At 71.2% G+C, this 20,801-nt stretch carries 21 protein-coding genes; 10 read left to right on the plus strand and 11 right to left on the minus strand.

Annotated elements, in window-relative coordinates; all coding sequences use genetic code 11:
* Positions 1-52 precede the first annotated feature (52 nt).
* A complete protein-coding gene (purU, locus tag ACWGR4_RS12075; protein WP_379999429.1) occupies positions 53-961 on the plus strand; it encodes a formyltetrahydrofolate deformylase in 909 nt (302 codons plus the stop codon).
* Positions 962-982: 21 nt separating this feature from the next.
* Here purU and ACWGR4_RS12080 read toward each other — a convergent pair whose 3' ends face one another.
* Positions 983-1,201, minus strand: a complete 219-nt coding sequence (locus ACWGR4_RS12080; RefSeq protein WP_078976754.1) for a hypothetical protein — start codon at positions 1,199-1,201, stop codon at positions 983-985.
* A gap of 426 nt (positions 1,202-1,627) precedes the next feature.
* Between ACWGR4_RS12080 and ACWGR4_RS12085 the strand changes: the two genes are divergently transcribed.
* Positions 1,628-2,821 carry an RtcB family protein gene (locus ACWGR4_RS12085; protein ID WP_452134089.1) on the plus strand — a complete coding sequence of 398 codons (1,194 nt, stop codon included), beginning with the start codon at positions 1,628-1,630 and terminating at the stop codon, positions 2,819-2,821.
* A 282-nt stretch (positions 2,822-3,103) separates the two neighbouring features.
* Here the strand turns inward: ACWGR4_RS12085 and ACWGR4_RS12090 are convergent, their stop codons facing one another.
* Genes ACWGR4_RS12090 through ACWGR4_RS12100 form a run of 3 tightly spaced genes read right to left on the minus strand, consistent with a single transcriptional unit; the run spans position 3,104 to position 5,027 of the window.
* Positions 3,104-3,643, minus strand: a complete 540-nt coding sequence (locus tag ACWGR4_RS12090) for an anthrone oxygenase family protein (RefSeq protein ID WP_452131451.1) — start codon at positions 3,641-3,643, stop codon at positions 3,104-3,106.
* A 38-nt stretch (positions 3,644-3,681) separates the two neighbouring features.
* A complete protein-coding gene (locus ACWGR4_RS12095; RefSeq protein WP_379999435.1) occupies positions 3,682-4,161 on the minus strand; it encodes an anthrone oxygenase family protein in 480 nt (159 codons plus the stop codon).
* Between the two features lie 2 nt (positions 4,162-4,163).
* Positions 4,164-5,027 (minus strand): NAD(P)H-binding protein, encoded by an 864-nt coding sequence (locus ACWGR4_RS12100; RefSeq protein WP_452131452.1) that lies wholly within the window; start codon positions 5,025-5,027, stop codon positions 4,164-4,166.
* A 91-nt stretch (positions 5,028-5,118) separates the two neighbouring features.
* On the opposite strand from ACWGR4_RS12100, the gene ACWGR4_RS12105 reads away from it, so the two are divergent.
* Both ACWGR4_RS12105 and ACWGR4_RS12110 read left to right on the plus strand, forming a co-directional pair.
* Complete coding sequence (locus ACWGR4_RS12105; protein WP_452131453.1) at positions 5,119-6,141, plus strand: AraC family transcriptional regulator; 1,023 nt, start codon at positions 5,119-5,121, stop codon at positions 6,139-6,141.
* A gap of 81 nt (positions 6,142-6,222) precedes the next feature.
* Positions 6,223-6,777, plus strand: coding sequence for a GNAT family N-acetyltransferase (locus tag ACWGR4_RS12110; protein WP_379999441.1), 555 nt, complete (start codon positions 6,223-6,225; stop codon positions 6,775-6,777).
* Here the strand turns inward: ACWGR4_RS12110 and ACWGR4_RS12115 are convergent.
* Entirely contained in the window at positions 6,744-7,616 is an 873-nt protein-coding gene (locus tag ACWGR4_RS12115) for a carboxymuconolactone decarboxylase family protein (RefSeq protein WP_452131454.1), read from the minus strand. The two genes, ACWGR4_RS12110 and ACWGR4_RS12115, sit on opposite strands and share 34 nt — an antisense overlap.
* Positions 7,617-7,785: 169 nt before the next feature.
* Here ACWGR4_RS12115 and ACWGR4_RS12120 point away from each other — a divergent pair, with 169 nt between their 5' ends.
* A complete protein-coding gene (locus ACWGR4_RS12120) occupies positions 7,786-8,967 on the plus strand; it encodes an SCO2583/SCO2584 N-terminal domain-containing protein (RefSeq protein ID WP_452131455.1) in 1,182 nt (393 codons plus the stop codon).
* Between the two features lie 37 nt (positions 8,968-9,004).
* Here the strand turns inward: ACWGR4_RS12120 and ACWGR4_RS12125 are convergent, their stop codons facing one another.
* From ACWGR4_RS12125 to ACWGR4_RS12145, 5 genes are all read right to left on the minus strand, one after another.
* Positions 9,005-9,916, minus strand: coding sequence for a DUF2797 domain-containing protein (locus tag ACWGR4_RS12125; protein ID WP_452131456.1), 912 nt, complete (start codon positions 9,914-9,916; stop codon positions 9,005-9,007).
* A 668-nt stretch (positions 9,917-10,584) separates the two neighbouring features.
* Entirely contained in the window at positions 10,585-12,165 is a 1,581-nt protein-coding gene (locus tag ACWGR4_RS12130; RefSeq protein WP_452131457.1) for an acyl-CoA synthetase, read from the minus strand.
* A gap of 2 nt (positions 12,166-12,167) precedes the next feature.
* Positions 12,168-13,082 carry an SDR family oxidoreductase gene (locus ACWGR4_RS12135; protein WP_452131458.1) on the minus strand — a complete coding sequence of 305 codons (915 nt, stop codon included), beginning with the start codon at positions 13,080-13,082 and terminating at the stop codon, positions 12,168-12,170.
* On the minus strand, positions 13,079-13,783 hold the full coding sequence (locus ACWGR4_RS12140) for a nitroreductase family protein (protein WP_379999461.1): 705 nt from the start codon (positions 13,781-13,783) through the stop codon (positions 13,079-13,081). Before ACWGR4_RS12140 ends, ACWGR4_RS12135 begins: the two co-directional genes overlap by 4 nt.
* A gap of 35 nt (positions 13,784-13,818) precedes the next feature.
* Positions 13,819-14,994 carry a CaiB/BaiF CoA transferase family protein gene (locus ACWGR4_RS12145; protein WP_452131459.1) on the minus strand — a complete coding sequence of 392 codons (1,176 nt, stop codon included), beginning with the start codon at positions 14,992-14,994 and terminating at the stop codon, positions 13,819-13,821.
* A 212-nt stretch (positions 14,995-15,206) separates the two neighbouring features.
* On the opposite strand from ACWGR4_RS12145, the gene ACWGR4_RS12150 reads away from it, so the two are divergent.
* From ACWGR4_RS12150 to ACWGR4_RS12170, 5 genes are all read left to right on the plus strand, one after another.
* Positions 15,207-15,833 (plus strand): TetR/AcrR family transcriptional regulator, encoded by a 627-nt coding sequence (locus ACWGR4_RS12150; RefSeq protein ID WP_380042558.1) that lies wholly within the window; start codon positions 15,207-15,209, stop codon positions 15,831-15,833.
* A gap of 18 nt (positions 15,834-15,851) precedes the next feature.
* A complete protein-coding gene (locus ACWGR4_RS12155; protein WP_380042559.1) occupies positions 15,852-17,024 on the plus strand; it encodes a cytochrome P450 in 1,173 nt (390 codons plus the stop codon).
* A 212-nt stretch (positions 17,025-17,236) separates the two neighbouring features.
* Positions 17,237-18,985 (plus strand): serine/threonine protein kinase, encoded by a 1,749-nt coding sequence (locus ACWGR4_RS12160; RefSeq protein ID WP_452131460.1) that lies wholly within the window; start codon positions 17,237-17,239, stop codon positions 18,983-18,985.
* Positions 18,986-19,098: 113 nt separating this feature from the next.
* The gene (locus ACWGR4_RS12165) at positions 19,099-19,959 is read left to right on the plus strand and encodes a hypothetical protein (RefSeq protein WP_452131461.1); all 861 of its coding nucleotides are present in this window, start codon (positions 19,099-19,101) and stop codon (positions 19,957-19,959) included.
* A gap of 311 nt (positions 19,960-20,270) precedes the next feature.
* Positions 20,271-20,459, plus strand: a complete 189-nt coding sequence (locus ACWGR4_RS12170) for a DUF397 domain-containing protein (protein ID WP_379999474.1) — start codon at positions 20,271-20,273, stop codon at positions 20,457-20,459.
* Positions 20,460-20,564: 105 nt separating this feature from the next.
* On the opposite strand, the gene ACWGR4_RS12175 is transcribed toward ACWGR4_RS12170, so the two are convergent.
* Positions 20,565-20,687: a hypothetical protein gene (locus ACWGR4_RS12175; protein WP_020556480.1), complete on the minus strand. Its 123-nt coding sequence runs from the start codon at positions 20,685-20,687 to the stop codon at positions 20,565-20,567.
* Positions 20,688-20,801: the final 114 nt, after the last annotated feature.

The raw sequence follows: 20,801 nt of genomic DNA on the forward strand, positions 1-20,801 counted from the left end.
CCTCGGCGGATGGCGGGTGGACACGGGCAGACATCGGAAAGAAGGGCGCGTCATGACCGAGCAGACCCAGCAGCCTCTCGACGGCACCGACGCCGGCGACGCGTCGCCGGGTGCCGGCCAGTACGTGCTCACGCTGTCCTGTCCGGACAAGCGCGGCATCGTGCACGCGGTGGCCAGCTTCCTGATGATGACCGGCTGCAACATCGTGGACAGCCAGCAGTTCGGCGACCGCGACACCGGGCTGTTCTTCATGCGCGTGCACTTCGCCGCCGAGCCGGGCGTCGAGTTGGACGCGCTGCGGGCGGGCTTCACCGCCGTCGGCGCGTCCTTCCACATGGACTGGCAGATCCACGACGGGGACGCGCGGATGCGCGTGTTCGTGATGGTCAGCAAGTTCGGGCACTGCCTCAACGACCTGCTGTTCCGCAGCAGCATCGGCGCGCTGCCGATCGAGATCGTCGGCGTGGTGTCCAACCACCGCGACTTCGAGGAGCTGTCCCGCTCCTACGGGGTGCCCTTCCACCACATCCCGGTCACCCGCGAGACCAAGCCCGAGGCGGAGGCGCGGCTGCTCGCGCTGGTGCACGAGCACGACGTGGAACTGGTGGTGCTGGCGCGCTACATGCAGGTCCTGTCCAACGACCTGTGCAAGCAGCTCGAGGGCCGCGCGATCAACATCCACCACTCGTTCCTGCCGAGCTTCAAGGGCGCGAAGCCGTACCACCAGGCGCACGCGCGCGGGGTGAAGCTGATCGGCGCGACCGCGCACTACGTCACCGGCGACCTGGACGAGGGCCCGATCATCGAGCAGGAGGTCGAGCGGGTGGACCACGCGGTCACCCCGGCGGCGCTGGTCGCGGTCGGTCGGGACGTGGAGTGTCAGGCGCTGGCGCGCGCGGTCAAGTGGCACTCGGAGCGGCGCGTCCTGCTCAACGGGACCCGCACGGTCGTCTTCACCTGACCCGGCCCGCGCCCGGGCGCCTCACCTGACGCTGAGCACGAACGCCGCCGAGCCGACCAGGGCCGCGGCGGCGCCGGCGATCCACCCGGCCCGGGCGGGTCGGGGGAACTCGGTGCGCTCCAGCGGCCCGTCGCCGTCGAAGTCGCGGACCACCGGAGGCACCCGCTGCCGATGCCGATCGCGCCCGAACACGACACAGGCGACGGCGGTGATCCACGCGGCTACCCCGACGACGAACATGCATCGGGAATGTACGCCCGCCCGGGTCGGGTGTCACAGCGGCGCGCGGTGTGTCCCGGGGGCGTGCGCGGGGCTCGTCGCGCGCACCGGAAAACCCTTTGCGAGGTGCGGCGTTGCCGTGGCTTGATGGAGGCCGAGCCAACGACGGGGCCTCCGTGTGTCCCGTCCCGTAGGGAGAGGAGCGAGCCGGTGCGGTTCCGTGACTTCGGCCGACGCCCCGTCAAGGGTGCCTCGGCCCGCCGCGTGTAACCCCTGCTTCGTTTCCCGCTCCGCGGGTCCCGCAGTCGCCAACCCTGCGGTCCCCGCCACCGGCTGCCCCGTGGCGCACCCGGGCCCACTACCCGGGGTGCGCCGGGGCGGCCACCCAAGACTTCGAGCCGCCGTGCTCACGTTTGACCACCATCCACTCAGGAGAGTGACCCTCCCATGTCGTACACCGAGGTCCCCGGCACCCGGGTACCGATTCGTATGTGGACCGACCCGGCCGCGGTCGAGGGCCAGGCCATGCAGCAGCTCCGCAACATCACCACCCTGCCGTGGCTGCACGGCCTCGCCGTGATGCCCGACGTGCACTACGGCCGCGGCGCCACGGTCGGCTCGGTCATCGCCATGCGCGACGCCGTCTGCCCGGCGGCGGTCGGCGTGGACATCGGCTGCGGCGTGTCCGCCGTCCGTACGTCGTTGACCACCAAGGACCTTCCCGACGATCTTGCCGACCTGCGATCGCGGATCGAGGCGAACGTGCCGGTGGGGCACGCAGGCCACAAGGAGCCGGTGGACGTGCGGAAACTGCGTTCCTTTCCGGTCGCGCGGTGGGACTCGATGTGGAGCCGGTTCGGCGAACTCGCCTCCGAGGTGCACTTCCGGCGGGAGCGGGCGGCAAGCCAACTGGGCACCCTCGGCGGCGGGAACCACTATCTGTCGCTGGACAGCGACAGCGAGGGCCGGTTGTGGTTGCAACTGCACTCGGGTTCGCGCAACATCGGCAAGGAACTCGCCGATCACCACATCGGTGTCGCGCAGTCGTTGCCGCACAACCAGGACCTGGTGGATCGCGACCTGGCGGTGTTCGTTGCGCATACGCCGGAGATGGACGCCTACCGTGCCGACCTGTATTGGGCGCAGGAGTACGCCAGGCTCAACCGTGATCTGATGCTCGCGTTGTACGGAGACGTCGTGTCCGCGTACTTCACGAAACGAGAGGTCACCTTCGATCGAGCCATCTCGTGCCACCACAACTACGTGTCGGAGGAGACGTACGACGGGGTGGACCTGCTGGTCACCCGCAAGGGTGCGATCCGGGCGGGCAGTGGCGACCTCGGGATCATCCCAGGATCGATGGCGGTCGGTTCGTACATCGTGCGCGGCCTCGGCAACACCGACGCGTTCAACTCGGCGTCGCACGGCGCGGGCCGGAAGATGAGCCGGAACGCAGCCAAGAAGCGGTTCACGGTGAAGGACCTGGTCGAGCAGACCCAGGGCGTCGAGTGCCGCAAGGACGCGGGCGTCGTGGATGAGATCCCCGGCGCGTACAAGAACCTGGACCGGGTCATGCGGCAGCAGTCCGACCTGGTCGAGATCGTGACGCATCTGAAGCCGTTGATCACGGTCAAGGGCTGACCGAGCGTCACGAGAACAGAGCCAACTGCGGGGGAGCCGGTTCGACGGGCTCCCCCGCTTTGGCGAGTCGCCACCGGCGCATCCTGCAACTCGCGATGGTCCGACCGAGCAACACGGCCGCGGTATCGGCCGGATGAGCCCGGACCACCACGTCGTCGACTTCGGTCCAATGCCTCGGTGGCGGAGAAGTCGCAGGCTGGAGCGATTGATGGATGGCTCGACGCAGGCACGAACGCGGCCCCGGTGAGCAGGTGCTCACCGGGGCCGAACGGTGCGTGCCAATCAGTGGGCGCGGGTGGTTCGGGCGAAGAGGTGGGTGGCTCGGGTGAGGGTGGCCAGGGCGGCGGTGGCGAAGAGGGTGCGGGCTATGTTCCAGGCTATCCAGGTGTTTTCGACGTCTTCGCGGAGTTTGGCCGGGTCGGCGACCTTCGCGGGGTCGCCGGCGTCGTCGATCTTGTTGTTGAGCGGGATGTTGCCGCCCATGGTGATCAGCATGCCGACGAAGGCCAAGGCGACGCCGGCGACGACCCAGCGGGCGGCCTCGGGGGTGCCGAGCTTTCGGATCTGCACGATGGAGATCACGCCCAGGATCGGGGCGCCGAAGAAGCAGGAGAAGAAGACCGGGTTCTCGATGCTCCTGTTGACCTGCTGGAGGAAGTCGATGAAGGTGCGGTCGTCGACGTGGGCCAGGGCCGGCATGATCGCGACCGCGAAGCAGAAGTAGACGCCGGCGACGAGGCCGGTGGTGACCAGGCCGGCGCCCAGCACGATGGCGGCGGTGCGGGTCGGTGGTGTGGACGACTGTGTGGATGGCCGAGTCATGCCGGGGTCCCCGTTTTCGGATGGGTGGTCTCGAGAGGTCAGCGGGTGAGGGCGAGGGTCAGGCAGACCGCGGCGGCGACGCCGCCCAGCGCGCGCAGGTGGTTCGCCCGGGTCCACTCGGTCGGGAACGTGGCCCAGAGGCGCTCCTCCGCCTGCGAGTTCGGCTCGACCCGGTCCAGCGCGTTGTTGCGCGGCACGTGGTAGCCGGCGGTCAGCCCGAGCGGGCCGATCAGGTAGCTCAGTGCGCCGGCGATGAGGTAGCCGGAGTACGCCCCGTCCCAGGAGACCAGCGCGGTCACGCCCAGGCCCGCGCAGAGCACGGAGGTGCCCAGCAGGCCGATCATCAGGGGCGGCTTCGGGGCCTCGACGTTGAGCGCACGCATGGCCGCGGCCCCCTGGTTCGCCGGGAGCCGGCCCAGACCGGCCATCACGAAGGAGGAGAAGCCGTAGAAGACTCCGCCCATCGTGGCGCAGCCGATGGCCGTGACCAGGGTCAGGACGAACAGGGGGCCGCTCATGGTCACACCTTCCAGACACCGCGGGCGGCGGCGTCGCGTGCGTAGTCGGAGAAGTCGCGGGGGTCCCGGCCGAGCGCGCGGCGCACACCGTCGGCGACGTGCGCGTTGCGTCCGTCGAGGACCTCGCCGAACAGGAAGGCCAGCAGGTCGACGACCTCGGCGGGAACCCCGTGCCCGGTCAGGGCCGCCGAGTATGCCTCCAGGGGCACCTGGACGTAGCCGATCTCGCGGCCCGACGCGCGGGCGATCTCGGCCACCGCGTCGGCGAAGGTCAGCAGCCGCGGCCCGGTCACCTCGTACACCTGCCCGGTGTGCCCGTCCTCGGTGAGCGCGGCGACCGCGACGTCGGCGATGTCCTCCACGTCGATGAACGGCTCGCCCACCGCTCCGACGGGCAGCGCCAACTCGCCCTCCAGGAGCGGGCCGAGGAACTCGCCCTCGTCGAAGTTCTGGGCGAAGAAGGAGGCCCGCACGATGGTCCAGTGGGCGCCGGAGGCACGCACCCGGGCCTCGGCGTCCTGCGCCTCGGGCTCGCCCCGGCCGGACAGCAGGACCAGGTGCCGCACGCCGCTCGCGGCGGCGAGGTCGGCGAACGCGCCGACCGTGTCCGCGCCGCCGGGGGCGGCGATGTCCGGCTGGTAGGAGATGTACACCTTCTCGACGTCGCGCAGCGCCGGGGCCCACGTGGTGCGGTCGGTCCAGTCGAAGGGGATCGGCGCGGAGCGCGAACCGAGGCGGACCGTGTGGCCCCGCTCGATCAGTTTCGCGGCGATCCGGCGGCCGGTCTTGCCGGTTCCGCCCACGACCAGCGTGGTGGAGTAGTCGGTGCCGGCGGTGTTCGCGAGGTGCTGTTCGTTCGTCGTCATGGCTCTATTCAAGGGCCTGGCGGTGAGAGTGAACATCGCTGAAGCGCCCAATAACATGTTTGATCGTCTCGATCTTCGCTAGGATTCGGGCATGGATGCTCTCGCGAGCCTGCTCAACGGACCCCGGGCGCAGGGCGCCTTCCTGCTGCGTTCGATGCTCAGCGCGCCGTGGGCCATGCGCATCCACGACGAGGCGCCGCTGACCGTCGTGGCGGTGGTGCGCGGCCATGCGTGGATCGCGCTGGATCGCGGCGAATCGGAGCGACTGACCGCCGGCGACGTGGCGATCGTGCGCGGGCCCGACCACTACCGGGTCTGCGACGAGCCGGACACGCAACCGCAGATCATCATCCATCCCGGCCAGCGCTGTTCCACCCCCGACGGGCGGGACCTGGCCAAGGAGATGGCGCTCGGCGTGCGCACGTGGGGCAACAGCGCCGAAGCCGAGACGATCATGCTGACCGGGACCTACCAGCTGGCCGGCGAGGTCAGCCGTTCGCTCCTGGAGGCACTGCCCGCCCTGGCGGTGATCCGGGCGGACGAGGTGGACTGCCCGGTGATCCCGCTCCTGGCCACCGAGATCGTCAAGGACGAGGCGGGCCAGGAGGCGGTCCTGGACCGCCTCCTCGACCTGCTGCTGATCGCGATGTTGCGCTCGTGGTTCGCCCGTTCCGGAACGGACGCGCCAGGTTGGTACCGCGGCTACCGCGACCCGGTGATCGGCCACGTGTTGTGCCTGATCTACAACAACCCCGAACAACCGTGGACGGTCGCGTCGTTGGCCGCCTCGGCCGGGGTCTCCCGGGCCGCGCTGGCGCGGCGGTTCAGCGAACTGATCGGCGAGCCGCCGATGGCCTTCCTCACCGCCTGGCGGCTGTCGCTGGCCGCGGACCTGCTGTGCCAACCGGAGGCCACGGTCGGGGCGGTCGCGGAAAAGGTGGGCTACGGCGACGCGTTCGCCCTCAGCACGGCGTTCAAGCGGGTCCGGGGGATGAGCCCGCGCGAACACCGCACCCGGGCCCTGCGCCGCGAGGGTGTGGGCATCGACGGATCGCGCCACCAGCGGGCCGAGGGGAACGAGCCGATCACCCCCGACGATCATCGGATCGTGTGATCGGGTGATTAGGCTGGGCGGGCACGAAACCCGCGGTACAGACCCCCCTGTCGCACCTCGAACGAATCGAACGGCACGCGCGTGACGACTCGCATCACGGTCGCCGAGACCGAACGGCTGGTCCTGACCAGGCCCCACCCCGACGACGCGGCGGCGGTGTTCGCCGTGCACGGGGATCCCGAGACCAACCGCTACAACCCGCTGGGACCGATGCCGTCGGCCGAGGCGGGCGTCGAGTTCCTACGGACGATGATCGAGGACTGGGAGCGGGACGGGATCGGCTACTGCGCGGTCGCGCCGCGCGAGCGCCCCACCGAGGTGTTCGGCTTCGCCGGGACCCAGTTGACCCGGCGGTTGCGTCCCGACGGTGTCCCGGTGTTCAACCTCTACTACCGCTTCTCGCCCATCGCGTGGGGTCGGGGCCTGGCCCGGGAGGCGGTCGACGTCACCGTCGCGTTGGCCCGCCGTACGCTACCGACGATGCCGATCTTCGCGGTGATCAACGCGGACAACGTGCCGTCGCTGACCCTGGCCCGCCGGGTCGGTTTCCGCCCGAGCGACGCGTTCGTCGACGTGGAGGGCCGGGATGTGTACCTGCTGCCTCAGGACTCGGTCGCGGAGGCGGTCGACGCCTGACCGGCGGCGGCCCGCTCGGCGAACACCGTGCGGGCGACCGCGATGCCGTTGAGCGCGGCGGGGAAGCCGGCGTAGCCGACCATCTGGGTGATCGTCTCGACCACGTCCTCCTCGGTGCCCCCGACGTTGAGCAGACCGTGGATGTGCACCGCGAGTTGCGGCGCGACCGTGCCGAGCGCGGTGCACATCGCGACCGTGGCGAGTTCGCGGGTACGCAGGTCCAGGCCGGTGCGCGAGTAGACGTCGCCGAAGGCGAACTCGATCACGTAGCGGCCCAGATCGGGGGCGATGTCCCGGAGCGAGGCGACCACCTGCTCGCCGGCGTGCCCGTCGATCTCGGTGAGCGCGGCCAGCCCGCGGCGGTAGCGGTCGGCGGTGGTCTCGGCGGCATCCGGGCCCTCGCCGGCGACCTCGGCATCCTCGGACGCGGTGTCCGGGTACGCCTCGAACACCTCGCGCGCCACGCCCAGTCCGTTGAGCGCGGCCGGGAAACCGGCGTAGACGGACACGTGGATCAGCGTCTCGACGATCTCGCGCCGCGTGCAGCCGACGTTGAGCGCGCCGGCCAGGTGGAAGCGCAACTGCGGCGCCGCGTTGCCGAGCGCGGCCAGCCCGGCGACGGTGGCCAACTGCCGCTCGCGCAGCGTCAGTCCGGGCCGTGCGTAGACGTCGCCGTAGCCGAACTCGACGACGAACCGGGTCAGGTCCGGCGCGATCTCGGCGAAGCCGTCGAGCACCGTCGACTGCTCGGGGCCGGCGACCTGTCGAAGGACGGCCAGGCCGCGCTCGTAGCGGTCGTTGGTGCCGGTGAGGATGGTGGTGTTTCCCGTGCTGTTCATGATCGGGAGCCTACGAGTTGGAGTGAACTCAAAGTCAAGGCGCGTGTGAGTCCGACTCCGGTGTCCGTGCCGCCAATGATCCGTGTCCGCGAGATGCCGTTTCGGCGGCAAACCATGATCCGGGTCACATACGCCCGGACCTGTCGGTTGGCGCGGCTATCTTGCTCCGATGTCCGATCAGAGGGGGAACCGGGACGCAGGCGACGGCCGCGACCGGATGGATGGACCGGCGGGCGCCGGGTCGGGTGGGGCCGACCCGAACGACCCGTTCGCCGGGTACGTGTTCGACGAGGACTTCGTCCGGGGCGCGACCACGACCGAGGGGTCCGCGCGGGCGCGCATGCTTGCCCGGAAATGGGCGAACGAGCCGCCGCAGCATGCCCCGTGGCGGGCCGACGGGCCGAGCCGGCCGCCGCGCCGGCGCCGGTGGCGGACCGTCCTGGTGACCGTCGCGGTGCTCGCGCTGGTGGCCTTCGCCGCCGCGCCGGACCGGGTGTTCGGCTGGTTCGGCACGTCGAACACGGCCGCGGCCGACGATCCGATGGTGCAGCCGCCGGTCGTTGGGGTGGCCACCTCGGTGCCCTCGGCGGGGGAGCGCCGGGATGTCGATCCGGACCGGCCCACCCGGAAGAATCCGTTCGCGGGCTCGCCGGCCGTGAACTACGCGGACAACGAGGCGGGCCTGACCCTGCCCGAGGTCAAAACGGTGCCCGGGTACAGCGCGGCCGAGGTCACCGAGGCGCTGGAGCTGACCCGGCGGCTGCTGATCGCCGGCAACCTGGATCGCGACGTGCTCGCGGGCGGGCGTCCGGCAGGCTATCTCGCGCTCCTGGATCCGGCCGACGGCCAGGTCGCACGGATCGAGGACGCGCTGCGGGCGAACCGATGGGAGCCGGACAACCCGGTCTCGTGGGTGACCAGGTTCGATCCCAAGGAGATCGAGCAGGTGGGCCGGGTGGTCAAGGTCAACGGCATCACGAGCTACGACGTCGACGGCGAGGGCACCTTGACGGTGCACGCCGACTACTCGTTCGTCTACCCGGTGGCCAAGGCCGGCAGCGGGGCGGACGCGGCGGTGACCCGCTCGGTGGTGCGTCGGGTGTTGGAGACGAAGGTCTATCGCGGGCCCCGCTATCAGGCGACGGTGCGCGGCCGGATCGCGGTGGCGCAGGTCGGGTTCGACGCCGCGAACAGCTCGTGCACACGCCTGGACGGCTTCGTGCGGCCGGAGTTCCCGGACGACGACTCGACGACGCCGTCGGGGTCGCCGAAGACGGTCGACCCGTACGACCGCAGCAAGCCGATCGAGGACGGGGTGCCGGGGGAGTGTCAGCGGGTGAGCCGGGTTTGATCCCTGTGGTGGGGAGGCGGGGGTTTGAAGGCACGCGCTAGAACAGGCCCTCCTGGACCGAGCCGTCCGGGGCGCGGCCGGTGTCCAGGGGCTTGAGGGTGAGGCCGGAGGGGGTGCCGCGAGCCGGGGTCAGGTGCCAACCGGTGAGCAGGCGCAGATCCACGAACAGCGGGCCGGTGTCCGTGGTGATCAGTGCGTCGTGGCCCGCCACGCAGGTCAACTCGCCGTACAGCAGCGCGTTTTCGGTGAGGCCGGTGACCTGGTCCCGGGTCGGCGGCGGGGCGTCGGTCAGGCCGTAGAAGCGGCTAAGGTCCTGGACGTCGCACGGTGCGGGGGTCATCGTGTCCGGAAGCAGCGGGGTCAACCGGGCGTGTGCGGCGGTCAGTTCGGCCGGGGAATCCAGCTCGCGCGGGCGCCACCAGGCGGTGGTCTTGGCCCGGTGCGGGATACGTTCGCGGACGGTGCCCGTGGCCGAGCATCGGCGTTCGGTGCCGCGGACCGGGATCAGCGGGCCGTGGCCGAGCCAGGTGAACATCGGCGCGCCCTGGTCGGCGAGGCGGGCCGCGCGGCGTTCGGTGGCGGTGAGGCCGACCTTGACCAGGCCGGGGCCGAACCAGGCGAGGTAGAGCGAGAACGGGCGTGGGTCGTCCATCGCCTGATCGCGGGCGAGTTTGCGGCCGGGGTCGGCGAGCGCGCATGCCTCGCACTGCGAGCGGGGGGCGGTCGCGGGCAGCGGGGTGAGGGTGGGGCAGGGGGTGCGGCGGCCGGTCTTGCGGCGGATGCCGACGCAGGTGCGGGGGCCGGTCAGGCGCCAGCCGATGGGGGCGCCGAGGGGTAGCGGTTGGCGGGACTGTTCGTCGCCGGGGCCGGTCAGGGCGAGGTGGGCGCGGCCGTCGTGCCAGTGGATGCCGGTGGCCAGGGGGCCGGTTCGCTGGTGGGGGACGGTCATCGCCACACGATACGCGAAACGCGCGGGGTGGTAGGGGTGGGCTGTTTGGTGGCCGGCTTGTCCTCAAGCGCCGGACGGGCTGGGTGGGTCGTGGGGGGGGGGGTGGGGGGGGGGGGGGGGGGGGGGGGGGGGGGGGGGGGGGCGCGGTGCGGGGCGCGGGGCGCCTTGGATTGGGTTGGTTTGCGCTTGGTGGGTCGCTCGGTGGCCGGTGCCTCCGGCCGGCCTGCGGCCCGCTTGTCCTCAAACGCCGGACGGGCTGGTTTTGGGTTGGGTTGGTGATGCTAGGTCGCGGGTTGCCCGGTGCCTCCGGCCGGCCTGCGGCCCGCTTGTCCTCAAACGCCGGACGGGCTGGATTTGGGTTGGGTTGGTCGTTCTTGTGGCGTGGGTGGTGTGGTGCCCGGTGCTTCCGGGTGGGTTTGCGGCTTGTTTGTTCTCAAACGCCGGACTGGCTGGTTTTGGGTTGGGTCGGTCGTGCTTGTGGCGCGGGCTGTGTGGTGCCCGGTGCTTCCGGGTCGGTCTGCGGCTTGTTTGTTCTCAAGCGGCGGACGGGCCGGCGTTGGTTGGGTCGGTTGTATTTGTGGCGCGGGCTGTGTGGTGGCTGATGCTTCAGGGCCGGCCTGCGGTCTGCTTGTTTTCAAGTGCTGGGCTGCGGGCCGCAGGGGGTGGGTTTAGGGAGTGGGTGATGTTTGGGCTGTTGATTTGGCCCAGCGGTAGTCGGGTTTGCCGGCTGGAGTGCGGGGGATTTCTGGAACTATTATCAGACTTCGGGGGGTTTTGTAGCCTGCCAGGTGGGTTTGGGTGTGATTGGTGAGTTCCGGCAGGGTTATGGTGTGGGCCGGGCGTAGGGAGACCACTGCGGTGACTCGTTCGCCGAATCTTGGGTCGGGGAGGCCGACCACTACCGCGTCGTAGATTGCCGGGTGGGCCTTGAGGATGCCCTCTACCTCTTCGGGGAAGACCTTTTCGCCGCCGGTGTTGATGCAGACCGAGCCGCGGCCGAGCAGGGTTACGTCGCCGTCGTCCTCGACGCGGGCGTAGTCGCCGGGGATCACCCAGCGCACGCCGTCCGGGTCGACGTGGAAGGTGTCGGCGGTCTTGACCGGGTCCTTGTAGTAGCCGAGCGGGATGTGGCCAGTGCGGGCCATCCGTCCGGTCTCGCCCACTCCCACCGGGCGCAGGTCCTCGCCCAGGATCGCGGTCTTCGGCTTCATCGGGAACCGGCCGCCGGCGGTCTGCGAGCTGCCCGCGCCGAACTCCGAGGCGCCGAAGCTGTCGGCGATGTACAGGCCGGGGATCAGCCGGGTGAGTTGGGCCTTGACCGTGGGGGAGAGCAGGGCGCCGCCGGAGCCGATCACCTTGAGCGTGTCGACGGCGTACGCGCCGCTCTCCAATTCGTCCGCGATCGGGCGGGCCATTGCGTCGCCGACCAGCATCATCGTTACGCAGCCCTCACGGGCGACGGTGCGCAGGATCTCGGCCGGGTCGTAGCGCGGACCGGTCCACAACACCGCGGTGCCCGCGCCGAACAGGGTGATCCAGGTGATCCACTGGCCGTTGCCGTGCATCAGCGGCGTGGTCAACATCTGCACCAGCGGCGCGCCCTTGGCCTTCTCGGCGAGCAGTTCGGGGTCGGCGATCGGCTCGCCGCCGAAGTTCCCGCCGCCCATCGCCGAGCAGAAGATGTCGTGCGCGCGCCATTCGACGCCCTTGGGAAAGCCGGTGGTTCCGCCGGTGTAGACCATGTAGCGGTCGTCGGGGGAGCGCGGCCCGAAGTCGCGGTCGGCGCTCTCGGCCGCGAGCGCCGCCTCGTAGTCGATCGTGGCGTCGAGCGTGTCGTCGTTCTCGTCGGCCAGCACGAACACCGGCCCGAGCGCGGGCGCGTCGGCCCGCACCGCGGCGACCTTGGGCAGATAGCCGCGCTCGACGACCAGGGCCGCCAAGTCGGCGTTGTCCACGATGTAGCGCAGTTCCTCTTCCACGTAGCGGAAGTTGATGTTGATCGGCACCATCCGCGCCTTGAACGCGCCGATCATCGCCTCCATCCACTCGGCGCGGTTGCGCGAGTAGATGCCGATGTGCGCGCCCACCGGCAGACCCGCCGAGGCGAAGGCGTGTGCGGCCCGGTTGGCCCGCTCGTCCAGTTCGCGATAGGTCAGCCGTACCTCGCCCGCGACCAGCGCGAGCCGGTCCGGACATGCGTCGACCACCACCTCGAAGAGGTCGGCCAGGTTGAACACCCGCTGGGTCATTGTCAGTTCCCTTCCGCGACGATGCCGCGCAGGCCGTCCGCGCCGAAGACCGGCTCCAGGAAGGCCCGGAAGTCGGGCCCGCGGCGCAGGTGGTGGCCGCCGTCCACGTTGATGTTCTGGCCGGTGATCCAGGTCGACTCGGGGCCCACCAGGAACGCCGCGAGCGCGGCGATGTCCTCGACCCGGCCGACCCGCTCCAGCGGGGTGCAGGCCAGGTAGTCCTCCAGCACCGGGCCGCCGGCGGTGACCGCGCCGACCATGTCGGTGGCCACCAGGCCGGGCAGGATGCCGTTCACCCGCACGCCGCTCGCGCCGAGTTCGTCGGCGGCGAGCCGGACCAGGTGGTCGATGCCGGCCTTGCTCACCCCGTACGCGCCGAACCAGCGGTGCGTGACGGCGGAGGCGATCGAGGAGATGGCCACGAACGAGCCGCCGCCGCCCGCCGCCATCAGCCGGGCCGTGTGCTTGAGCACGAGCATCGTGCCGGTCAGGTTCAACTCGACCGTCTCGCGCCACTTGGCGGTGTCGATCCGGGTCAGCGGGCCCATCGTCGAGTTGCCCCCGGCGGAGGCCAACACCGCGCGTACCGGGCCGAGTTCGGCAGCCGCCACCACCGCGGCCTCGACCTGCGCCTCGTCGGTCACATCGGTCACCGCGTACCCGACGCGCACGCCGGCCGCGGCCACCTTCTCCAATTCGGCCACCGCGCCGCGCAGCCGGTCCTCGCTGCGGCCGGCGATCAGCACATGCGCCCCGTCGGCGGCGAACCGCAGCGCGCAGCCGAGCCCGATCCCGCTGCCCCCGCCGGTCACCAGCGCCACCGAACCCCGCAGCGGCGGCTCGCCACGTGTCACCGCGCCCGCCGTGCCCGCCGCGCTCTCGGCGCTCTCGGCGCTCGCCACGTGCTCCGCGCTCATCGCCCGGCTCCTTCCACATCGGTGGGGGTGTACGCCGCGCCCCCCGCGGGCCACAGCGGTGCCGGCACCTCGAAGCCGACCGGCTCGCCCCAGGTGTTGCGGTAGGCCACCTCGTGCGCCGGGGTTCGCGGTGCGATGCCCCACGTGCCGGTCGGGTAGCCGAACGACACGCAGCACGCCATGTGCCAGCCCTCGCCGGCCGGCACGCCCAGGACGTCCGCCACCGCGTCGCGGTGCGCGATCCCGAGCACCGCGGTCAGCGCGCCACCCACCCCCTCGGCGCGCGCGGCCAGCATCGCGCTCCACACCGCCGGGAAGATCGAGCCGCCGGTGGGGTCGTGCCGGGCGAAGCCGAACAGGAACAGCGGAACCTGCTCGAAATTGTCCGCGAGCCACTGCGAGGAGCGGCGCATCCGGACGAACGACCGGCTCTCCGCGCTGTCCGGATCCGCCTCGGCGGCGGCCACGCGCGATGCGTACACGGTCGTCCACAGCGCGTCCATCGCCTCCCGGTACAGCGGCCCGAGTCGGCCCTTGACGCCCGGGTCGTCCACCAGGAGGAAGCGCCAGGCCTGGGCGTTGCCACCGCTGGGCGCGCGCACGGCCGCGTCCAGGATCCGGGCCTGGACCGTTGCCGGGATCGCGTCCGGGGCCACCCGGCGCATCGCGCGAGTGCTGTACAGCGCCTCGTGTAGTTCCATGGAATCCCTTACCTGTACTGGGTGGTGATGCGGCGTCAGACGACCGCGCCGGCATCCCGGAAGTGCTCGACCTCGGCCGGGGACAGGCCCCACGCGGCGAGCGCGGCATCGGTGTCGCCGCCGGCGGCGGCCGGGCCCGGGTGCACCGGGCGGGAGGGTACGGCGGCGACGGTGCGGGAGAACCTCGGCGCGGGAGCCGGTTCGGGCAGACCGTCGGCGTGCAGGAACGTGCCGCGGGCCACGTGGTGCGGGTGGGCCGGTGCCTCGCCGGGCGAGAGCACCGGCGCGAAGCAGGTCTCGGTCCCCTCCAGGAGCGCGCACCACGCGTCCCGGGTGCGGGTCGCGAACACCTCGGCGAGCCGGGCCTTCATCGCGGGCCAGTGCGCCGGGTCGTGTTGCCGGGCGAGGTCGGCGAACACCGGATCCTCGGCCAGCCCGAGCCGGTGGATCAACTCGGCCCAAAACCTCGGCTCGATCGCCCCGACCGCGACATAGGCGCCGTCCTCGGTCGCGTACACGTCGTAGAACGGCGCGCCGCCGTCGAGCATGTTGGTGCCGCGCGGGCCGAGCATGCCGGAGGCGCCCATGGTGAACCAGGTCGCGCCGAGCGTCGCGGCGCCGTCGATCATCGCCGCGTCCACCACCTGCCCCAGTCCCGAACGGCCGGCCTCCACCAGCGCGGCGACCAGGCCGAACGCGAGCAGCAGACCGCCGCCGCCGAAGTCGCCGACCAGGTTGAGCGGAATGCTCGGCGGTTGCCCGGCCCGGCCGATCGGCTCCAGCATCCCGGCCAGCGCGATGTAGTCGATGTCGTGCCCGGCGGCGGCCGCGAGCGGACCGGTCTGCCCCCAGCCGGTGAGCCGGCCGTACACCAGCCGCGGATTGTGCGCGGCGACCACGTCCGGTCCCAGGCCCAGGCGCTCCATCACGCCCGGCCGGAACGGCTCGATCAGCGCGTCGGCGTCCGCGCACAAGCGCAGCGCCAAGGCGACGCCGTCCGGGTGCTTGAGGTCGAGCGCGATCGAGTGTTTGCCCCGGTTCATCGGGTTGCGCGGCGGTTTGGCGTAGCCCTTGCGGGCCTCGGCGGCGCGGTCGATCCGCAACACGTCGGCGCCGAGATCGGCGAGCAACATGCCGCAGAACGGGCCCGGCCCGAGGCCGACGAACTCCACGACGCGGATTCCCGCGAGCGGTCCTGCGGTGGCGGTCACGGCGGCTCCGGCGTCGATCGGGTGCGGAAGCGGGTCCGAAACGGGCCCGGAAATTACTGGAACACGTTCTCAGCAGATCTGACGAGACGTCAGACTAGACTTCCGTCTCATCCGTGGGCAAGATCGCCGCGGAACGAGTCGGCGCCCGATCCGACCGCCCGCGAACATCCCGCCCGACCCGCGTGCACGACCCCCACAGGACAGGCTCACCGGTGGCCGAACCCCGTACCGAATCGACGATCACCCTCACCAGATCGCTCACCCGCGACCAGCAGGCGCGGCGCGAGCGGCTGGTGCGCGCCGCGTGCGATCTCGCCCTGGAAGGGGGCTACGCCGCCGTCACGATGCACGATGTCGCCGACCGCGCGGGCGTGGCCCGGGCCACCGTGTACCGCTACTTCACCTCGAAGAACCACCTGCTCAGCGAGGTCTCGGCGCTGTGGATCGGCGAGTTGTCCGACGAACTCGCCCGTCGACCACTGCCCGCCGACCCGGCCGGGCGACTGGCCGCGCTGCTGTGCCGGATCGTCGAGGTGAGCGCGGAGAACCGCCTGTTGACCGAGGCGGTGGTGCAGGCCGCGACCGCGCCGGACCCGTCCGCCGGACAGTCCCAGGAGAACTTCCACCAGAGCATCCACCGGATCACCGGCCTCGCCTTCGGCGAGCCCGGTGAGGACGCGGACGGCGCCGCGGCGGCCCGACGGCACGACATCGAGACGGTGCTCGGCCACGTCCTGCTCTCCGGCCTGGTCAGCCTCACCGCCCGCGGTCGCGCACTCGACGAGGTCCAAGACCTGATGCGCACCGCCGTCCGCCTGTTCGTACCGCTCGACACGTGATCACCCCGGAGGCCTGCCGTGACGACTCCCGCGATCCGCGACATCCATCTGCTCGATCGGGACTGGTACGCCGGTGACCCGTACGCCGACTACGCCTGGCTGCGCGAGCACGCGCCGGTGTACTACAGCGAACGCGCCGGCGTCTGGGGACTGACCCGGCACGCCGACCTGTCCTGGGCCGAGCGCAACCCGGAACTGTTCTCCTCTGCCAAGGGCTCGCGCCCGCTCGGCTATCCGCAACCGTCGATGATCGACTCCGACGACCCGCTGCACTACCGCCGCCGCAAGCTGGTCTCGAAGGGCTTCACGCCCCGGCAGATCGCCGCGATGGAGGACCACGTCCGGGACATCGTGACCTCGCTGATCGACGCGATGCTCGCCGGCGGGCGCAGCGCCGAGCTGGTCCGCGCCTTCTCCGCGCCGCTGCCGATGACGCTGATCGGCGAACTGCTCGGGGTCGGCGCCGAACACCGCGACCAACTCCAGCACTGGGCCGACGTGATGGTGATGCTCTCCGACGGCGGCGAACTCAGCCACAAGGCCGGCGAGGCGTTCACCGAATACGTCGCCTACACGACGCAGGTGATCGAGGACCGGCGCAAGACCCCCTCCGACGACCTGATCGGGATCCTGGTCGACGCCGAGATCGACGGCGGGAAGTTGTCCTTCGAGGAGCTGATCGGCGAGTCCCTGCTGCTGCTCGTCGGCGGCAACGAGACCACCCGCAACGTGATATCCGGCGGCATCGCCGCGCTGCTCGCCGACCCCGGGCAACTGTCCCGATTGCGCGAGGACCCGACGCTGATCCCGAGCGCCGTGGAGGAGTCGCTGCGCTGGGTGTCGCCGGTGGTCAACATGGCCCGGCACACGACACGTGACGTGGAGCTGCACGGGACGGTGATCCCGGCCGACTCGACGGTGATGATGCTCTACGGGGCGGCCAACCGGGACGCCGAGGTGTTCGCCGACCCGGAGCGCTTCGACGCCTTCCGCTCGCCCAACCCGCACATCGCGTTCGGGAGCGGACCGCACTTCTGCCTCGGGTCCTCGCTGGCCAGGCTGGAGATCCGGGTGGCCTTCGAGGAACTGCTGCGCCGCCTGCCGGACCTGCGGTTGGCGCCCGGCGCCACGCTCGCGCACGGGCCGTCGTCGTTCATCCGGGGGCTGGTCGAACTGCACGTGGAGTACTGAGCCGGCGGCGGCCCGCCTCCCAGGCCCGGCCGTCGTCCCGCCTTTGGCCCCGTCCTCCGCCCCGCCTTCCGCCCCGACTTCGGCCCGGGTCCGGTCCGGGTCCCGGTGCGAGGGAAGCACCTCGGATCAGGGTCGAACCGCTCGTGATCCGCCCGCGCAAAGTGGACACCCGCGTATTCTCGGGCCAACTGCCGGACGACGAGGGGGGCGCCGTGAAACCGCTCGAACCCGCGGATCCGCGGCGGATCGGCGGATACCGGGTGCTTCGCGTGCTGGGGGCGGGCGGGATGGGCCGGGTCTACCTCGGCCGCAACCCTGGCGGTCGGGTGGTCGCGATCAAGGTGGTGCGCTCCGAGTGGGCGGACGACCCGGGATTTCGCGAGCGGTTCCGGCGCGAGGTGGACGCCGCACGGCGGGTCGGCGGCGCGTGGACCGCGCCGGTCCTGGACGCGGACACCGAGGCGGACACGCCCTGGGTGGTCACCGGCTACGTGGCCGGACCCAGCGTGTACGAGGCGGTGTCGGGCCGCGGTCCGCTGCCCGAGGAGACCGTACGCACGCTGGGTGCGGGTCTGGCCGAGGCGCTGACCGCGATCCACGCGGCGGGCCTGGTGCACCGCGACATCAAACCGTCGAACGTGCTGCTGTCCCTGGACGGGCCGCGTGTGATCGACTTCGGCATCTCGCGCGCGATGGATGCCTCGGTGCTCACCCGGACCGGGCACACCGTCGGCTCGCCGGGCTTCATGTCGCCCGAGCAGGTCGACGGGCGCGACATCGGCCCGGCGAGCGACGTGTTCTCGCTCGGCTCGGTCCTGGTGTTCGCGGCGACCGGTACCGGGCCGTTCGGCGAGGGCAGCGGCCAAGCGCTGATGTATCGGATCGTGGCCCAGGAGCCGCGCCTGGACGGCCTGCCGGAGTGGTTGCGCGAGGTGGTCGTGGCGTGCCTGACCAAACACGCCGGATCCCGGCCGAGCCCGGCCGAGGTGCTGGCGGCGCTGGCGCCGCAGGGTACGGGCGACCTGGTCGCGGGGAACTGGCTGCCGGCGGACCTGACCACCGCGCTGTCCCGCCGCGCGGTCGAACTCCTGGACTTGGACGAGGACGGGCCGCAGGACGCGCGCGGGTTCGTGGCGACCGGCAGCGGATCGTCCACGTGGGACGACCGGCCGGCGGGGGCGCCGGCGGAGCCGACCGGGCCGACGCCTGGCTCGGCGGAGTCGGTCGGTGCGGCGTACGCCCTGCCGGGGCCTCCTCCGCAGTCCGCGGCCCCGCAGTCCGCGATCCCGCAGGCGCCGGGTGCGCCCGCGTTCCCCGGGGCGCCCGAGACGTACGGGGCGGACCGTACGCCGCCGCCGCACTCGCGCCGGATCGCCCCGTGGGTGTACGCGCTCGTCGCCGTGCTGCTGGTCGCCGGCGGCATCACGGCGGCGCTGCTGTGGCGGGAGGGCGGCGACAAGGACAAGCCGACGGCGGCCGGACACCAGGACACCCCGGGACCGTCGTCCTCGGCGGAGTCGTCGCCGAACCCGTCGTCGTCGGGGCAGACGTCCCCGGACCCGACCTCCCCCGGCAAGGTGTCCCCCGGCTCCGCGACGGGCGCCCTCCCGCAGTCCTACCAGGGCACCTGGACTGGTAGCACGACCTCGGAATACGGCAGTGTCACGCAGGTCACCGTCAGGCTGACCGGCGGCAGGGTGGGGGACAAAAAAGTCGGCGTCACCACGCTGATCGGTACACCGGTCGGCAGCCCTCCCACCTACTGCGACGCCGACCTGGAACTGCTGTCGGTGTCCGCGGACAAGGGCGTCGAACTGACCAGCCATCTGACCCGCAACCAGGGCTGTGTGGACGGCCGGGTCTTCGTCAAACAGCTGACGCCGACCACGATGTCCTACGAGTCGCCGGGCGACAGCCCATGGACCTCGACCTCCAGGGGACAACTGACGAAGAAGGGCTGACCCCGGCCGGGAACCATCGTTCCCGACCCATGCGTCAAACTGGACACCTGGCGAATGCGGAACGGCCGTCGGGCCGGTAATGCCCGGTCGAGTGGGGGATGGCGAGTTCGGACATGCGGCACAGCCCTGAGAACGCGGACGACGAGCACGGCGCCGACGTGCTCGACGAGCGTTTTCGCGAACTCGTGGTCGAACTCGCCCCGCAGGTGCCACTGCCGCCCGTCGCGGGGATCCGCCGGGTGGTGCGCCGTCGGCGGCTGCGCAACCGGGTCCTGGCCACAGCGGCCTCGCTGGTGGTCGTCGCGGGTGGGGTGACCCTGGCGAGCACCGGATTCGGCGGTGACGACGCGAAGCCGACGCACCGGGAACAGGCGGCCGTGACCCCGAGCGTGCCCCCGTCCCCGGCGGTGACGTCGGTCGGCCCGCCCACGGCGTTGAGCGAGACCTTCTACCCGACCGCCCAGGAGTTCCCGGCGGTGGCCGGGATCTACGACAACTGGCAGGTGGTGGAGACCCGCGAGGCGATGGGTGAGGAGCTGGGTCCGTGTGCCTCCGACACGATCGCCGGCCTCGGCGCGGTACAGACCGAGGAACGGCTGTACCGGCACGACGGACAGGGCGGCGGCCTGGTGCGGCTGGTCCGCTACCCGGACGAGCGCACCGCCGTGGTGGCTGTGGCCGACTTCACCGGCGGACTCGCCGGCCCCTGCCCGGCGAGCAACCGACCCAACGCGATGGCCGACGGCTCGTTGCGGATCACGGCGCTGAACGCGGAGGGCTCCGCCTGGCGGATCCAGGGCCTGGTCAGTGGCGAGGACCAGTACGCGGACTTCGGCGTCGTGCGCAACGGCTCGGTGGTGGCGGTGGTGCAGGAAACGACCATCGGTCCGGTGAAGGCGCCGCCCACGGATGGGTTCCTCCGGTTGGTCGACACCCTCCGGAAACGACTGGGAAAGCCCGGGTCCGGCCCCTGATGTTCCGAATTCCAGCTTTTCGTCGGGCAATACCGCGGGCAATAGGCGGCCCGGGTCGTCGAATGCTGCGAACAGGTGAGCGACGCGGCAATCCGACACCTGGCTATTCGCCACTCGGGCGAGCCGGCCGGATTTCACGCGTACGGCCCAGGGTGTATGCAACGCCGTGGCCGACAACAGGCGCTAAGCTGTGCGCGCGCCCTCGAAGTCGGTCAACCCGCAGAGGTGTCCACCCTGCATGGAATCACCCTGCACGGAATCATCCGGCTGCCGGCTCACCTATTCTCATCGGCTCTTTTCGGAGGCAATGCATGGCGGAGTTCGAGCCGCTGGGAAGCGCATGGCGCAAGAGCACCAAGAGCGCGGACGTGAACTGTGTCGAGGCCAGGCACCAGGACGAGGTCGAGGTCAGGGACTCGAAGGCGCCGGTGTCGCGGCTGGCTTTCGGGGCCGGGTCCTGGGGTTCGTTTCTCCATGCAACCGGTCGTTCGGCGAACTGATCCGGTCGCTCCCGGCGACTTTGCACGCCGATACGTGAGGCGGCCTGCCGTTCGGCAGGCCGCGATTGATATGGGCGCAGGGCCCGAGGACGGGTTTGGTATCCGTTACCCGATGAGGGTGAGCAGTCCGGCGGCCCGGAGCGTGTAATAAAGCGCTCCCGCTGTCACCGCGGCCACGGCTACCAGCAGAAAGATCACGCGGAGCATCCTCTCGAAGTCGTCCTGCACGAGTTCACCTCCTTTCCCCGATCAGGCGTCCTTTCATGTAGACGGTGTGTACCGTGCAAGGGCGGGGAGGACGGCGTTGTTGCCCTCATCTGTGATTGTGCATGCGGATGTCCG

Source organism: Embleya sp. NPDC055664 (assembly GCF_053618075.1).